This is a genomic window from Streptacidiphilus sp. EB129 (genome assembly GCF_041262645.1).
Taxonomy (GTDB): Bacteria; Actinomycetota; Actinomycetes; order Streptomycetales; family Streptomycetaceae; genus Streptacidiphilus.
In genome coordinates this window covers 1-14,442 of record NZ_JBGCCS010000034.1, presented here as the reverse complement: position 1 = coordinate 14,442, position 14,442 = coordinate 1, and the positions used below count along the sequence as shown (strand labels likewise).

The 14,442-nt window shown below is 68.0% G+C and carries 16 protein-coding genes and 1 pseudogene; 12 read left to right on the top strand and 5 right to left on the bottom strand.

The features are described 5' to 3' along the window. Nucleotides 1-410 precede the first annotated feature (410 nt). From ABH925_RS30285 to ABH925_RS30275, 3 genes are all read left to right on the top strand, one after another. Nucleotides 411-566, top strand: a complete 156-nt coding sequence (locus ABH925_RS30285) for a DUF255 domain-containing protein (RefSeq protein ID WP_370153089.1) — start codon at nucleotides 411-413, stop codon at nucleotides 564-566. A gap of 60 nt (nucleotides 567-626) precedes the next feature. Next, on the top strand, nucleotides 627-761 hold the full coding sequence (locus ABH925_RS30280) for a hypothetical protein (RefSeq protein ID WP_370153087.1): 135 nt from the start codon (nucleotides 627-629) through the stop codon (nucleotides 759-761). A gap of 509 nt (nucleotides 762-1,270) precedes the next feature. Next, nucleotides 1,271-2,098, top strand: coding sequence for an alpha/beta fold hydrolase (locus tag ABH925_RS30275; RefSeq protein WP_370153085.1), 828 nt, complete (start codon nucleotides 1,271-1,273; stop codon nucleotides 2,096-2,098). On the opposite strand, the gene ABH925_RS30270 is transcribed toward ABH925_RS30275, so the two are convergent. After that, the gene (locus ABH925_RS30270) at nucleotides 2,076-2,690 is read right to left on the bottom strand and encodes a TetR/AcrR family transcriptional regulator (RefSeq protein ID WP_370153083.1); all 615 of its coding nucleotides are present in this window, start codon (nucleotides 2,688-2,690) and stop codon (nucleotides 2,076-2,078) included. The genes ABH925_RS30275 and ABH925_RS30270 overlap by 23 nt on opposite strands. Before the next feature lie 305 nt (nucleotides 2,691-2,995). On the opposite strand from ABH925_RS30270, the gene ABH925_RS30265 reads away from it, so the two are divergent. Beyond that, nucleotides 2,996-4,621 carry a CocE/NonD family hydrolase gene (locus ABH925_RS30265; RefSeq protein ID WP_370153081.1) on the top strand — a complete coding sequence of 542 codons (1,626 nt, stop codon included), beginning with the start codon at nucleotides 2,996-2,998 and terminating at the stop codon, nucleotides 4,619-4,621. A gap of 18 nt (nucleotides 4,622-4,639) precedes the next feature. Continuing rightward, complete coding sequence (locus ABH925_RS30260) at nucleotides 4,640-5,095, top strand: cupin domain-containing protein (protein WP_370153079.1); 456 nt, start codon at nucleotides 4,640-4,642, stop codon at nucleotides 5,093-5,095. Between the two features lie 32 nt (nucleotides 5,096-5,127). Here ABH925_RS30260 and ABH925_RS30255 read toward each other — a convergent pair whose 3' ends face one another. After that, entirely contained in the window at nucleotides 5,128-5,640 is a 513-nt protein-coding gene (locus tag ABH925_RS30255) for a MarR family winged helix-turn-helix transcriptional regulator (protein WP_370153077.1), read from the bottom strand. 87 nt (nucleotides 5,641-5,727) lie between these two features. Between ABH925_RS30255 and ABH925_RS30250 the strand changes: the two genes are divergently transcribed. The 4 genes from ABH925_RS30250 (at nucleotide 5,728) to ABH925_RS30235 (ending at nucleotide 9,081) form a co-directional block, all read left to right on the top strand. Continuing rightward, a complete protein-coding gene (locus ABH925_RS30250; protein ID WP_370153074.1) occupies nucleotides 5,728-6,663 on the top strand; it encodes an NADP-dependent oxidoreductase in 936 nt (311 codons plus the stop codon). Nucleotides 6,664-6,719: 56 nt separating this feature from the next. After that, nucleotides 6,720-7,172, top strand: a complete 453-nt coding sequence (locus ABH925_RS30245; RefSeq protein ID WP_370153072.1) for a nitroreductase family deazaflavin-dependent oxidoreductase — start codon at nucleotides 6,720-6,722, stop codon at nucleotides 7,170-7,172. A 15-nt stretch (nucleotides 7,173-7,187) separates the two neighbouring features. After that, nucleotides 7,188-8,081, top strand: coding sequence for an alpha/beta hydrolase (locus ABH925_RS30240; RefSeq protein WP_370153070.1), 894 nt, complete (start codon nucleotides 7,188-7,190; stop codon nucleotides 8,079-8,081). 241 nt (nucleotides 8,082-8,322) lie between these two features. Beyond that, nucleotides 8,323-9,081 (top strand): hypothetical protein, encoded by a 759-nt coding sequence (locus tag ABH925_RS30235; RefSeq protein WP_370153068.1) that lies wholly within the window; start codon nucleotides 8,323-8,325, stop codon nucleotides 9,079-9,081. Between the two features lie 749 nt (nucleotides 9,082-9,830). On the opposite strand, the gene ABH925_RS30230 is transcribed toward ABH925_RS30235, so the two are convergent. Beyond that, nucleotides 9,831-10,697, bottom strand: a complete 867-nt coding sequence (locus ABH925_RS30230) for an LLM class F420-dependent oxidoreductase (RefSeq protein ID WP_370153066.1) — start codon at nucleotides 10,695-10,697, stop codon at nucleotides 9,831-9,833. 79 nt (nucleotides 10,698-10,776) lie between these two features. Next, entirely contained in the window at nucleotides 10,777-11,232 is a 456-nt protein-coding gene (locus tag ABH925_RS30225) for a cupin domain-containing protein (protein WP_370153064.1), read from the bottom strand. 119 nt (nucleotides 11,233-11,351) lie between these two features. On the opposite strand from ABH925_RS30225, the gene ABH925_RS30220 reads away from it, so the two are divergent. Beyond that, nucleotides 11,352-11,981 (top strand): TetR/AcrR family transcriptional regulator, encoded by a 630-nt coding sequence (locus tag ABH925_RS30220; RefSeq protein ID WP_370153062.1) that lies wholly within the window; start codon nucleotides 11,352-11,354, stop codon nucleotides 11,979-11,981. A 366-nt stretch (nucleotides 11,982-12,347) separates the two neighbouring features. On the opposite strand, the gene ABH925_RS30215 is transcribed toward ABH925_RS30220, so the two are convergent. After that, a complete protein-coding gene (locus tag ABH925_RS30215; protein WP_370153060.1) occupies nucleotides 12,348-12,554 on the bottom strand; it encodes a hypothetical protein in 207 nt (68 codons plus the stop codon). A 342-nt stretch (nucleotides 12,555-12,896) separates the two neighbouring features. Between ABH925_RS30215 and ABH925_RS30210 the strand changes: the two genes are divergently transcribed. Together ABH925_RS30210 and ABH925_RS30205 are read left to right on the top strand one after the other, a co-directional pair. Then, nucleotides 12,897-13,367, top strand: a complete 471-nt coding sequence (locus ABH925_RS30210; protein WP_370153194.1) for a pyridoxamine 5'-phosphate oxidase family protein — start codon at nucleotides 12,897-12,899, stop codon at nucleotides 13,365-13,367. Between the two features lie 334 nt (nucleotides 13,368-13,701). Further along, a pseudogene (locus ABH925_RS30205) lies at nucleotides 13,702-13,970 on the top strand (DUF255 domain-containing protein); the annotation flags it as partial. Between the last annotated feature and the right edge of the window lie 472 nt (nucleotides 13,971-14,442).

Here is a 14,442-nt window from a genome sequence, read left to right as displayed (position 1 = left end):
GACGACCCCCGCTTCACAAGTTTTCGGCAGCCAAGCCCCTGACCTGCGGAAACGTTGACCACTTGGCTGCTGACCAGCGAGAATGCCTCTCCGGGACTCTCCCAGCTTCTCCGCGTTTCTCGGCCCCATGTGTGCCGATTCCGTGCCGCGAAGCGGTCCGCTGGCCTCGTGGCCACCGCCGACTGCCCGTACTGCTCGACCCCTCGGCGACCCACCAGCATCGCAGTCCCGCCGAGCACCGGCCAGGGCTGGCCATCGCTGCACACCCACGGGCACCGGCAGCCCCTTCCCCATCGCGATGGTCACGGACCGTGACCAAAGGCGTCGAGTGCTTTCAGGTGTGTCGACTGGTCCCGGCGTATTGATGGGACCGTCCCCACGGAAGGCCGGTCGGCTGTGATAGCGAGGTCATGATTAATCGACTGGTCCATACCCAGTCACCTCATCTACAGCGGCACGCCACCAATCCCGTGGACTGGTGGAAGTGGAGAGAGGGGGCGATATCAGAAGCGGCAAGCCGGGACACACCCGTCCTCCTGAGCGTTGGGTACACCGCATGCCACTGAGGCCGTTGTACTTGCAGAAGCAAGAGCCTCTGAACTGGGGCTATGTCAGAAGGCAGCGTTATGAGCATCCATGGTGACGAACGAGATGCACAGATCGACGCCTGGGTGGAGGAGCAGATCGCCCTCTCGCCCACTTGGTCTGCGGAGAAGTGGGAGAGCATTCTTGCCCTCCTGGAACCAAGCGACAAGGAGTGATTCGACCGGCAATTTGGTCGCGCCGCTCTGTCTGGGCATGAGTTCGTAACTTGCTGCGAATTCTAATGCCGCCGTGATTTTGCGCCTACCCTGCCATGCGTCTGCGCTGTTTCAAGCGCAGGCGCATGGCTGCTTGTACGACACTGACACCTGGCCCCGCAGGACCGGCCGGCACATGCCTTGAGGTCGGCGAAGTCGTGCTCGTTGGCCGCGCGCTCGCGGCTGACCAGGTGTTGCCCTCTTTCTGGGTGGCGGTCAGCGGCTTGCCGCGGGTCACCTCGGCGTCGACTGCAAGCGCGCCGACGCGACCGTCGTGCGCGTCATCGAGTACACCCTGGACGACCTCAGGCGCCCGCGGAACGACGCCCCCTACCGGCTGATCGCCACCAGGCTGAGAGGGAATCGGCCAGAGCGAGAGGAGCCACCACCATCATGAGAGTTGACTTGCATAAGTTCTGGCGGACGACTATCTTCATGAGAGCTAGCTCCCACGAAAGGTGCTTCCCATCATGACTGCCCTCGCTCCCGCCAGTACCTCCCGCACCGTCGACCTCCCCGGCGGCCTGTCCCTGACCGTCAATGAGTTCGGCGCCAATACCGAGGGCAGCTGCGTGCTGTACCTGCACGGCGGCGCCGGCTTCCGCTCGATGATCGGCATCGCCACCGCGCTGTCCGAGCACGTGTACGGCATCGTCCCGATCCACCCCGGCTTCGACGGCACGCCCCGCCCCGAGTGGTGCGACACCATCGCCGACCTGGCCGTGGCCTACCTGGACCTGCTCGACACGCTCGACCTGACGGGCGTCATGGTGGTCGGCAACTCGCTCGGCGGCTGGATCGCCGCCGAGATGGCGCTGCGCGACACCCGCGGCCGGATCGGGGCGCTGACCCTGCTCAACGCGGTCGGCATCCACGCCCACCTGAAGGAGAACGAGGTCCTCGACGTCCGCACGCTCGCGCCGACCGAGATAACCGAACTGTCCTTCGCCAACCCGGCCTTCCGCCCCGACTTTTCCTCGTTCAGCGACGAGCAGCGGGCCGGGATGGCCGCCAACCAGCGCACTCTGGCGACCTACGCGGGCGAGGCGTTCTCGCACGACCCCAAGCTGCGCGGTCGCCTCCACCGCGTCACCGTGCCAGTGCTGGTCGCCTGGGGCGAGGAGGACGGCATAGCGCGCCCGGCCTACGGCCGCGGCTACGCCAAGTCGTTCCCCAACGGCCACTTCGTGCCGGTCCCCGACGCCGGTCACTTCCCGCACATCGAGCAGCTGGGCAGCACCCTCGCGGCCATCGGCGACTTCGTCGACACCGTCGTCAAGCCGGGTGCCGCAGCCTGATCGGCTGCGATACCGGTGCCATACCGGCGAGGTAGATGTCGACGAGGCGCTGCGCGGTTCGATCCCAGTCGGGGGCGTACGGGAGCTGCTGCGCCATCAGCGCGCCGAAGCTCACCAGGTCGGCTGTGCGCACGTCGTGCCGGATCGTGCCGTCCTCCCTGCCCCTGCTCAGCAGCAAGCCGAGCGTCCGGTGAACGTCGGCCTGGACTGTGACGGTGTCCTGGTCCAGCTCGACCGGACCACCGTGCAGGGGCAGCACGAGGCCTGGCCCGTGTTCGATGGTCCGGTCGAGGAAGTGGCGCACGGCTTCGATCCCGGACCCGTCGGACCTGGCGGCCTCGTTCGCGGCGTCCAGGACGAACTGGAAGGAGCGGTGCGTCAGCGCTCCGAGCAGGGCCTCGCGGGAAGGGAAGTGGCGGTAGAGCGTGCCCACACCGACTCCCGCGGCCGCCGCGACGGTCGCCATCGGCACCGCTGCGCCCTCCCGTCGGACGGCGGCGGCCGCCGCCGTCAGGACCCGATCCCTGTTGTCCACCGCGTCACGCCGCAGCTCCCGCCGCCGGACGCCTTCGTTCGACTGTGCCCCTGTCACAACGTCGATGATGGCATCACAGCCGCAACACAGCAGCCCCGCTGCAGCCCTCTTCGGTGCCACAGCCACGTCATTGACAGCCTTTCAAGCGGACGATAGCGTCCGTTTAACCGGTGTGACCGGGACGTATGTGTCCATAGCGCCGAAGACAGCCATGCCTGACCGTTTCCTCTCCCACAACGACACTGCCCATACCGCTGCGCTGCAGCCGCGCAGCCGTCTGCCAGGGCAGCGCCCTCCGAAGCAATCCTCATTCCTCCTCTCCACCGCGGTGCAGCATTCCTCACCGGAAGGAATCGGACGAAATGGTCGACGTAAACGTATCGCCGTTCGAAGTAGAGGTGCGCGGCCGCACGGGAAACCTGTTACGCGCCGACGTGTACCTTCCCTCGTCCGGCGAGGGCCCGTATCCGATCGTCTTAGGTGCGTCTCCCTACCAGAAGGCGCTGCGTCACCTCCCGCCCAGCCCCGTCTTCCCGTTCACCGAGTACGGCCCGATCCAGCTGTACCTGGACAGCGGCTACGCCTACGTCGCGATGGACCTTCCCGGCACGGGCCGCTCCGAGGGGACTTGGGACCCGGTCTCACGCACCGAGGGCGAGGCCATCCACGACATGATCGAGCACGTCGCCGTCCTGCCGTGGAGTACCGGCGCGGTCGGCATGATCGGCATGTCGCACTACTGCTGGAGCCAGTGGAACGCGGCGCGGACCCGTCCGCCGCACCTCAAGACGATCGTGGCCTACGACGGCGCGACGGACATGTACCGCGACTGGATGTACCAGGGCGGGATCCCGATCCAGGGGTTCCTCAACACCTGGCTGTTCGGATCCGTGCTCTACCAGCACCAGCTCAAAGGCATCGACTTCCACGTCGGCGACAAGCACGAGTACATCTACGACGTGCTCTCCCACCCGCTCGACGACGAGTGGCAGCGCCGCAGGTCGCCGTTCTGGGAACTGCCCTCCGTGGACATCCCGGTGTTCTCCATCGGCGTGTGGGGCAAGGCTGCGCTGCATCTGCGCGGCAACTTCTACGGTTACGAGCGCGTCCAGGGGCCGAAGAAGCTCCTGGTCGCGCACCCGTCCGGCTTCGCCGAAGCCCAGATGTACTACTTCGACGAACAGTTCCACCGCGACGAACTGCTCCCCTGGTACGACCACCACCTCAAGGGCGTCGAGAACGGGGTGATGAAGCAGCCCGCGGCGCGCTTCTACGTCAACGGCGAGGACACGTACCGGTCGGCCGAATCCTGGCCGCCGCCGGACGCGGCACCGACGGCGTTCCACCTCTCCGGCGAGCACAGCGGCGCCGTCGCCTCGCTCAACGACGGCTCACTGACCGAGACCGAACCGGACTCCGAGCAGGACTCGACCTCATGGTCCTACCCCGATCCGAAGTGGATGGCCGGCGTCACCGTCTTCGACAAGCACGGCGTCCCCGACCACGTCGCACGCGTCAACACCTTCACCTCCCCACCGATGGACCGCGACCGCGAGTTCACCGGCCACGGCGTCCTGACGCTGCACGCCTCCACCGACCAGACCGACCTCGATCTCTTCGTCAAGGTCTCGCTGGTGTCCGCGGACCCTGAGGCCGGGCTGCCGATCAAGGTCACCCAGGGATGGCTGCGCGCTTCACACCGCGCCGAGGACCCGGAACTGACCTCCGACATGCGCCCGTTCCACCAGCACTCCCAGGTGGAACCGCTCACGCCCGGCGAAGTCTACGAGCTGCGCGTGGAACTCCTGCCGATGTCCTTCCTCGCCCGCAGGGGCGACAGGATACGGCTGGAGCTCACCAACCAGGACTCGCTGATCACCGATGCGCCGATGACCCACTTCTACGGGACCAAGGTCGGCACCGACACCTACCACCACGACCGTCCGCACCCCTCGACGCTCCGCCTGCACGAGCGCCCCCGCACCTGATCGGAGTCCCCTGTGAGCATGGCCTATCTCGCGCAACCCGAACAGCAGCAGCAACTCGAATGGCTCGACGGCGGCACGCTGGCGATGCTGCTCGACGGCAAGGCCACCGACGGGCAGCTCATGATGGGACGCTTCGACGTCGCCCAGGGTGAGGCGCCGCCGTACCACCTGCACACCCGTGAGGACGAGATCTTCCTGCTGATCAAGGGCACCGCCCTGGTCTGGTGCGACGACCAGGAGTACGAACTCGCCGAGGGCGGCGTGGTGTTCCTGCCCAAGCAGATCCCGCACGGGTACCGCATCACCTCCAAGAAGGCCGACCTGCTGGTGATCAACACGCCGGCCGGCATCGAGGGGATGTTCCGCGAGACGGGCCGTGACAAGTCCACCCCACGCCCGCCCGGCTTCCAGGTGAAGCCCGATCCTGCCCTCGCCGACAAGTACGGCAACGTCATCATGGGCCCGCCGCGCTGACCGGCCCCCCGGGGGCTTCCGACCGGGCGCGGCTATTCGCGCCCGGTCGGCCCGCCCCGCTTGCGGCGTGGAGCCGCTGAGCGGGGCGGAACGGCGCGCATGTGCTGGCGGACACGGCCGAGGACGTCGCCGAGCTGGGCGACGTCCTCGCTGCTCAAGGGCGCCAGCAGAAGACGCTGCACGACCTGGATATGGCCGCTCATCACCCGGCCGAGCAGGGCGCGGCCCTGCTCGGTGAGGGAGACGATGACGCTGCGCTCGTCGTCGGGCGAGGGGGCCTTGGCGACCAGGCCCGCCTCGGCCAATTGCGCGACTTGGTAGGTCAGTCCGCTGCGGCTGTGGACGAGCCGGTCGGCGACGTCGGTCATCCGCTGCCGCCCTTCAGTGCTTTCCCCGATCACGGCGAGGATCTGGAACTGGATGTAGCTCAGCCCGCCTTCCTCGCGAAGCTGCTGGTCCACGGCGTGCTGGAGCAGGCTGCCGACCTCCATCAGGGCGAAGTAGGCGGTCAACTGCTCGGGTTCGAGGGGTGCGGCGTCCGGCATACCCACCAGTCTACTTGCTGCGAATTCGAAGCAGGCGTAGCATGGCCATGTGCTTCGAATTCGAAGCACGGATGACTGGAGGCTCTGATGAAGGCGATCCGTTTCCACGAGTACGGCGACCCGGGCGTGCTGCGCTACGAGGACGTCGAGCGGCCCGAGCCGGCGCAGGGCGAAGTGCTCGTCGAGGTCGCCGCGACCTCGTTCAACCCGGTCGATGCCGGGATCCGCGCGGGCTACCTGCGGCAGGTCTTCGCGGTCTCGCTCCCGCACATCCCGGGAATCGACGTGGCCGGGACGGTCGTGGCCCTCGGCGCGGGCGTGACGCGCTGGACGGTCGGGGACCGGGTGATCGGATTCCTGCCGATGGTCCCCGACGGGGCCGCAGCCGAGTTCGTCACCGTACCGGCCGAGATCCTCGCGCCGGCCCCCACGACCATTGCGCTGACGCAGGCGGCCGCGCTCCCCGCGGCGGCCCAGACCGCGTGGCAGGCCCTGTTCGAGCACGCCGATCTGCGCGCGGGGCAGCGGGTGCTGATCAACGGCGCGGGCGGCGGCGTCGGCGGGTACGCTGTGCAGCTGGCCAAGCAGGCCGGAGCGTTCGTCATCGCGACCGCCAGCCCCCGCAGCGCCGACGCCGTCCGCACCCAGGGCGCCGACCAGATCATCGACTACACCGTGACCACCTTGGCCGACGCGCTCGCCGAGCCCGTCGACGCCATCCTCAACCTGGTGGCGGTCGGCGAGTCCGACATGGCCGCGCTGACCGGGCTGATCCGAGACGCAGGAGTGATCGTCACCACAGCGACGCCCGCCGCAGGCGATCCGGACCGCGGCGTGCGCGCGGTCGGCATGCAACTGCGTACCGATGCCGACCAGCTCGCGAACCTCGCCAAGATGGTCGACGCCGCAGAGCTCCGCGTCGAGGTCAGCGCCACCTACCCGCTCTCGCAGGCCGCAACTGTGCACGAACTCAGCGCCGCCGGCCGGATCCGCGGCAAGGTTCTGCTCACCCCGGCTTCCTGACTCCCTCTTCCCCGTCCCGGATCCCACGGCCCGGCGAGACCGAAACGGAGTGAACGATGCCCGACGCAACCTCGTTCAACGCACGCACGATCGCCGAGTTCCGCGCCAATCACGGGCGGGTCGGCGCAGGCTTCGCCGGAGCACCGCTGCTCCTGCTGCACACCGTCGGCGCCCGGTCCGGCGCCCCGCGGATCAATCCGATGATGTACCTACCGGACCGGGGACGCTTCCTCGTGTTCGCCTCCAAAGCCGGCTCCGACCGGAACCCCGACTGGTACTACAACCTCCTCGCTCACCCCGATGCCCGGATCGAGGTGGGCGAGGAGATCCTCACCGTGCACGCCGAGGAGCTGCACGGTGCCGAGCGCGACGGCTTCTTCGCCGAACAGGCCCGCCGGTTCCCCGGCTTCGCCGCGTACCAGCGCAAGACCGACCGGATCATTCCCGTCGTCTCCCTGATGCCGACCGGCGGGCCGGCTGTACCCCGCGCCTCTGACCTGCCTGAGTAGCTGAAAGGCACTGCCATGTCCCAGCAGCAACGCCAAGCCCTCGACGACCTCCTGCGCCACGGCCCGCTCGACGTGGGTGGCGATGTCACCGAACAGCGCGCGGTCTTCCACGACATGATCGCGTCCATCCCCCTGCCCGCGGACGTCTCGGCCAAGCCGGGCGAACTCGGCGGCGTACCCGTCGTCACCGTGCAGACCCCTGAGAACGACCCGTCAGTCGTCGTGCTCTATTTCCACGGCGGCGCCTACGCCCTCGGTTCGGCATCCGACTCCGTGGGCCTGGCCGCCGACGTCTCCCGGCGTGTCGGGGCCAGGGTCGTATCGGTCGACTACCGTCTCGCCCCCGAGCACTCGTTCCCCGCAGCCCTCGACGACGCGGTGGCCGCCTACCGCGCGCTGCTCGACGAGGACGTGCCCAGCTCGAAGATCGCGTTCGTGGGCGAGTCCGCCGGCGGCGGACTGGTCGCCGCGACCCTCGTCGCGCTCAAGGACACCGACCTGCCGCAGCCCGCCTCGGCCGCGCTCTTCTCCCCCTGGGCCGATCTGACCGTGTCCGGAGCCAGCGCGACCACCAAGGCCGCCCTCGACCCGGCTCTCACCCCCGAGGCCCTGCGCCGACGCGCCCTCGACTACCTCGGCGAGCGCGACACCGCCACGCCGCTGGCCAGCCCCATCTTTGCCGACCTCACCGGGCTGCCACCGCTGCTCATCCAGGTCGGCTCGCACGAGATCCTGCTCGACGACGCCGTCCGCCTTGCCTCCCGCGCTGCCGCCGCCGACGTTGCGGTGGAGCTGCAGGTCTGGCCCGAGGTTCCGCACGTCTTCCAGGGCTTCGCGGCCGTCTTGGACGACGCGGACCGCGCCCTGAATGCTGCCGCCGCGTTCCTCAAGCGCGCCTGGGCCGACTGACGACCGCACGCCACGTCCGGACGCGACCACGATGCCCCCGCCCTCAGGGGAAGGCGCCCCAGCGTGCACCCCCGCAGAAGTGACCCGGCGCACGCCGCCACCACAGCGACTGAGTACAACCACGGAATCTCGGTGATCTGCCGCAGGCGACAGGACGGCAGTCGGCCGACGAGCCAGATTTTAGGCTGAAGCCGATCCTTGATATTACGGCATACCACTTCAAGCCCGGACGGAGTTCAAGATGCAAGAAGTTCTCGATTACATAGAAAAGCAGCGGAGGCGATACGAGCGGCACGATTTCTTTGCCCAGCTGTTAGCCAATGAATCGCTGCCCGGAGAGAAGCGTCTGGCGTGGGCCCCAAGCGTCGTTCCTTTCATCATGGGCTACTCCGACCTGAATAAATACGTCTTCCGCAAGGATGAAGGTGATGCCAAAATCGACCATCTGCAGGTTCTGTTGAATGCCCACACCTACGAAGAAGACTTCCACTGGCAGTGGATGTTGAACGACCTGACCAGGCTCGGTGCCGACAGTCGGATGCCGCTGTCGGACGCCGCTCGCGTGCTGTGGGGAGCAGACTTCAAGCATTCCCGGCGCCTCTGTCTTGAGCTGGCTGCGCTTGCGTCCGGCTCGCCGACATATGTCGTCTTCGCGATGGTCGAGTCCATCGAAGCCGTCTCGATAACGATCTTCGAGCATTGCCAAGGAATCACCGTGCAGGACGGGCAGGAATGTGAGTTCTTCGGCACAAAGCACTACAATGCGGAGGCGTCACACAGCATCAAATCACCGGAAATAGCCCAATCAAACCTGCCGGCTCTTGATGCGGCTCAGCGCAAAGAATCAAAGCTGATGGTGGACAAGGTCTTCGCGCGGTTTGACGACTGGTCCAGCTCGCTTCTGCGATTCGCGACCGAGAATGAGGAGCATCACCTCACCTACGAGAGAATGGTGCGACAGAGCAAAGCACTGCTACCGGCGACCCACGCTGCCATCTGACGTTTCGCTGTTGCGCGGCGATCCCGCCACGCCGATCGCTTGATGAGGTGGAGAGTGCCGGGGCGGCTGCCTCGCCGCGAGCGCTGCCCACTCTCCGGTGACCTCTGCCTCCCTCGCGGCAGTGGTGGGGAGGTCCGATTGACGGTAGGTCATCCGGTGTTCCGGGCGGCCGGTTGGTCGGCTAGGAGGAGGGGATTCACCAGTGGCTGACGTGACGACTGGGACCGTGGTCACCGTGAGGGCCTGTCATATGGAACCGGATGAGGGGACGCCACCACGGGCGTGAGAACGCCTCCGGACGGGGGTACCGGCGGAGGCGATCGCATGCCGTCAGGGGCGCGGTGCTACGGGGCGACCGGTCCGGGGATGCGGTAGGGGTAGTCGCCGGCCCAGTGGATCACGTTGTGCGGCGGGGTGGCCGGCGGTGCGGGGGAGAAGTTGGCCGCGTCGTTGATGCTGCCGGTGCCGGTTCGGGCGTGCCCTCACCAACGGGGTATGGGTGGCCGCAAGCTCGTCAATGCCATGTTCCACACGGCTGGACGGCACTCCTGTCGAATTCGACAGAGCAGGTGGTCGCCTGGGCGCCTCGTGCGCGAACTCCCGACCGAGGCGGCCGGGCTGGGCGTGGACGGCTTCGTCGAGGTGCCCGTCGCGGCCCCGTATTCGCTGGACCGGGTCGACGACGCCTTCGCGGGGCTCGTGCGTCGGCACGCTCACGGCAGGGTTGCGTCCGCTTCTGATCTCCGACGTCAGAACGCTGCGGCCACTGGGATGACCTCGCGGCCGATCAGCTCCAACCGCCCGGGTTTCCAGACCTGGGGTACGCGGCCGTGCGCCACGGTGACGCCGAGTACGGCCAGTTGCTGCAACTGCGAGAGGAATGTGTCGATCTTCTCTCCCTTCTCGCCGATGTCGAAGCCGGTCATGACGGTCTTCTCGATGTCGTTGTAGTCGCGGCCCTCGGTCTCGCAGTGCGCGCGCAGGATGTCGAGCTTCCGCTCGAGGTCCGGGGTTGCGAACAGGTTGCATGCCTGCGCGTACCGCGCGACCAGGCGCAGGGTCTTCTTCTCCCCGCCGCCGCCGATCAGGATCGGCGGGCGCCGGATCGGCTGCGGCGAGTTGAGGGTGCGGCCCAGCCGGTAGTGCTTGCCCTGGTAGGGGGCTTCGTTGTCGCTCCACATCTGCACGCAGATCTGCAGCGTCTCCTCCAGCCGTTCGAACCGCTCGGCCGTGCCCGGGAATGGCAGGCCCAGGCCCTGGGCCTCGTCGGAGTTCCAGGCCGCGCCGATCCCCAGCCAGGCCCGGCCCTTCGACAGCACGTCCAGCGTGCTGACCAGCTTCGCCAGCATTCCCGGCTCACGGTAGGTGACGGCCGTGACCCAGGCCAGCAGCTGGACGCGCGAGGTGCGCGCCGCGATGAACCCGAGCGTCGTGTACGCCTCCAGCATCGCGAGTTCGGGCGGGCCGTGGACGCCGATCTGCCAGACGTGGTCCATGACGCTGACCCGCGCGAACCCGGCGTCCTCGGCGGCCACCACCACTCGCGTCAGATCGTCGGCGAGCCGGGGCGGCCCGCCGGGAAAGGTGAATTCCGAGATGTGCAGTCCGATGTCCATCGGTGCCCCCTGGTGAGTCCTCGTGGCCGCGATGTCCTGGCGGCGCTTGTGTGAGCTGACAATCATTCAGCGCTTGGGCTCAGACGTGGTCGTCGGCGATGGTGGTGCCGTAGTGCCCCATCACCTGGCCGGCGGCCCGGGCCATGGTCTCGCCGCCGGCGATCATGTCGCGCAGGTCGCGGAAGTACTGCACGTACAGGTCCGGGGTGAAGGTGTTGACCATCACGACCGGCTGGTCGCCGGGGTTCGCGAAGGTGTGCGGGACTCCTGGCGGGACCATCACGAGCGTGCCGGGGGGTGCGTCGTAGTCGGTCTGCCCGACAGTGAACCTGGCGGTGCCGGACACGACATAGAAGCCCTCGTCGTGCTGGGCATGGCGGTGCTGGGGCGGGCCGGCGCCGTGCGGGGCGAGGGTGATCTCCCCGATGCCCAGGCGGTGCGAGGTCGTGGCCCCGTCCTCCAGGATGCGCACCTTCGCAGGTCCCAGGTCGATCAGTTCGCCGCCGTCCGGGGCGACGATGGAGACGTCGTTCACGGTCCGCTCCTTTGTGAGAGTAAACTCTCATTACAATATCCGGCGCGCACCGCGTGATACAAGTCTGCTCTCATCATTGGAGTACACTTTCTATACTGATCCCGCAGAAGGGCGAGCCGATGACGGCACCGACCACCCCATCGACGACGACCGGCCGAGCCAATCAGAAGCTGCGCACCCGCACCGCGATCCTGGCCGCGGCGGTCGAGCTGATGCGCACCGGCCAAGACGTCAGCATGCTCGAGGTCGCCAAGTCCGCCCTGGTCTCCGAGGCCACGGCCTACCGGTACTTCCCCGACCTGGCCAGCTTGCTGCAGGAAGCGATGGCCGGGCAGATGCCCACCCCGCAGGAGGCTCTCGCGGCGGTCGCGGACTCCCACGACCCGGTCGAACGCGTCGCCGCCGCGACCGAGCACCTGCTGCGCCTTGTACTGGTCTACCAGGGGGCGACCCGCGCGATGATCGCGGCGACGATCACCCGCCCCGACACTGTCGCGGCCCGGCCCGGCCTGCGCTTCGGCCTGATCGACCACGCGCTGGCCCCGGTGGCCGACACGCTCGGGGCCGCCGCCCTGCAGCAGCTCAAGAACGACCTCGCCGTCGTGGTTAGCGCCGAAGCGCTCTTCTGCCTGACCGACCTGTGCGCACTGGCCCCCGAGGACGCCATCGCCAGCGCCGTGCGCACCGCGACGACGCTCACGAGGTCCGCCGTACACGGCCACACTCCCGGATCGGGACCGCTGATCTGACCACTCGACATATATGGCCCGCGCCCATCGGCGAGGCAGAGCGAGACGGGGCATGCCGGTCACTTCGTCGGGGTCTGCCTCGCGGAGGCTGAAGATCCCGACCCGAGGCTGCGCATGATGACGATCCCTCGGCGATGCCGAGGAACGCGTCGATGACCGTGGTGCGCCGCTCGCAATGAGCCGGTCTCCGATGCGCCGGCGGTGGCAGCCGAGTGGATGGTCAAGGTGGAACGCGGACCCTTCGAGCCGCGGCACTGTGGGTCTCCTCGGATCACCTAGCGCCGCGACTCCATGATCGCTTAGTGGTCGGCTCCGGAGGTCCTTCGGGGGTTAACTCCGGAGTCGCTGTTGTGTGTGTCTCTGGATTCAGAGTTCGGGTCCGGCGAGGTGGAGCTGGCAGGCGCAGTCCAGGGCGTCTTCGGGGGTGCCGGCGACGGTGCCGGTGGGTAGCAGGGAGTCCTGGTAGCGGTCGCTGCTGGCGTAGTAGAGGGCGAAGCCCCATCGGCTCGCGGTGCCGCTGTAGCGCAGGCGCATCAGTTTGACCCATTCGCCGTCGGCCAGTTCGCCTTCCACGTAGGCGAACTACCCGCGGTGGCGGATGTGCAGGTCCGTCAGTTGCGGCCAGGCGGTGCGGGCGTGCTCGGTCAGCCGCTGGGCGAGTGACAGCCGGGTGTACTGCGGCGTCGTGGGCATGGCGGCCATCCGGCCGGATCGTCCCGGCAGCGGATACGGCAGGCCGCAACCCGTATGATCCACTTCTCCCGATCGGCCCGCCTGCCATGCCCGTTGCCCCGGCCCGCCCGATATTCCCGACCGCTGCCGAGCGCGAGCGGTTGAAGAAGATGGCCTACGGCCACAAGACCGAGTACCGGCTGCGGGTGCGCGTGGTCATGAGAAGAGCTCCATCCAGGCCCGCTGCCGCTGCCATACGACCCTGGCCCCGGGCCGGGCCCGGGCGATGCGTCAACCACCCGGCCGCGGCGCCCCGTCGACCTGAACGCGAACGAGGTCCTGCGGCTGCTCGGCAGCGTCTCGCTGGGCCGGATCGTGTTCACCCAGCACGCCCTGCCCGCGATCCGCCCGGTCAACCGCATCGTGCACGACAGCGACATCGTCGCGCACACCCACCAAGGTGCTGCCCTGGCTGCCCACGTCCAGGGCAGCACCGTCGACCCCGGTGTCGTGGTCGCCTACGAGGCCAACGCCATCGATCCCGACACCCACCTCGGGTGGAGCGTGGTGGGTGTCGGCTATGCCCGCCTTGTCACCGACCCGGCTGAACTGGACGACTACCGGGGGCGCCTGCAGCCGTGGGTGGACCAGGCCATGGACTTCGCGGTCCGGATCTACCCCGAAGTGATCACCGGCCGCCGACTCACAGTCTGAACTGCGCACGAGCCACCCGCCCTTTCGAGATCGCTGAAGGAGGGGGCGGCGGCGTTCTGTGGTGATGGCGTCGGGCAGCACGGTGGCGAGGCTGGTGCGTTGGACGATCCCGACGAGCGCGTCGACGCAGTTGGCCTCGACGGCGATCTGCGGACGGACCCCCACTCCTCACCTGACCTCCAGGCGAGCAATCCGAACCCAGTCGTCGGCCCCAGCCCGTCACCACGGCGGCGTAGCGCCGCACCCCCGAACGCCCCAACGGCAGGGCAGGACCAGCCGGGATGCTACAGGCGGTCGTCGGTTCGAATCCCGGGCGATCCGCATCCACCACGTGATGGCGCATGAGTCCTTCGAGGGCGAAGGCGTCGCTCAACAACCTGAACGAGCACTTCGCCTCGGCCAAGGTGGACCGGGAGGAGCGGCCGGATGTAGATGCGGTGTACATGGAGGCGGTGCAGGCTAGCCGGCGAGCAGGGTGGGCAGCCGATGACAGCGTCCCTGACGCCCGCGAAGGAGCCGTTCTACTTCGAGACGTACTTCCCGGCCGAGCCCCGGCACGGTATGCCCGGCTTCCGACAGGTGGCGGCAGGCGCTGGCCGGGCTCGGCTGCAGCTTCGACGACAAGCGCGGTGGCTGCGGCGGCTGCGCCCCCACTCGGCGAACTTCCCACCCCGGGAGGCGGGTTCGCCTGCGCGCCGAACGCAGACATCCTCGACCCGCCCACCTGCAGACCCGCCGAAGGCTCCTACTACGCCTTGTTGACGCCAGAGCAGCTGGCAGCCGCCCTGCCCGCACTCGTCGCCGTCATGGTCGCCGTCGCCGTCACTCCGAGTAGCCCTCGCGCCAGCAATCCAACACGCTCCTCATCGACGCGCGGATCGCCCACAGCGCTGACAACACCCAGCCAAGCGCGGGCGACTCTGGTGACACTTCTGGGCACAACGACAAGGCCCTCCTCCGCCGACTGCACCCGCCATTCACGGTCATGTCCCTTGGAGTGGTGTAACGGTCGCATGCCAACGGTTATGCGGTGGGCGGTAGTTCGTCGGGGGTGTGCGGGTCGGGGTAGATCTTT

Coding starts and splice junctions, on each gene's coding strand:
- ABH925_RS30285 (WP_370153089.1), top strand. CDS start 411: ATGATTAATCGACTGGTCCATACCCAGTCACCTCATCTACAGCGGCAC.
- ABH925_RS30280 (WP_370153087.1), top strand. CDS start 627: ATGAGCATCCATGGTGACGAACGAGATGCACAGATCGACGCCTGGGTG.
- ABH925_RS30275 (WP_370153085.1), top strand. CDS start 1,271: ATGACTGCCCTCGCTCCCGCCAGTACCTCCCGCACCGTCGACCTCCCC.
- ABH925_RS30265 (WP_370153081.1), top strand. CDS start 2,996: ATGGTCGACGTAAACGTATCGCCGTTCGAAGTAGAGGTGCGCGGCCGC.
- ABH925_RS30260 (WP_370153079.1), top strand. CDS start 4,640: ATGGCCTATCTCGCGCAACCCGAACAGCAGCAGCAACTCGAATGGCTC.
- ABH925_RS30255 (WP_370153077.1), bottom strand. CDS start 5,640: ATGCCGGACGCCGCACCCCTCGAACCCGAGCAGTTGACCGCCTACTTC.
- ABH925_RS30250 (WP_370153074.1), top strand. CDS start 5,728: ATGAAGGCGATCCGTTTCCACGAGTACGGCGACCCGGGCGTGCTGCGC.
- ABH925_RS30245 (WP_370153072.1), top strand. CDS start 6,720: ATGCCCGACGCAACCTCGTTCAACGCACGCACGATCGCCGAGTTCCGC.
- ABH925_RS30240 (WP_370153070.1), top strand. CDS start 7,188: ATGTCCCAGCAGCAACGCCAAGCCCTCGACGACCTCCTGCGCCACGGC.
- ABH925_RS30235 (WP_370153068.1), top strand. CDS start 8,323: ATGCAAGAAGTTCTCGATTACATAGAAAAGCAGCGGAGGCGATACGAG.
- ABH925_RS30230 (WP_370153066.1), bottom strand. CDS start 10,697: ATGGACATCGGACTGCACATCTCGGAATTCACCTTTCCCGGCGGGCCG.
- ABH925_RS30220 (WP_370153062.1), top strand. CDS start 11,352: ATGACGGCACCGACCACCCCATCGACGACGACCGGCCGAGCCAATCAG.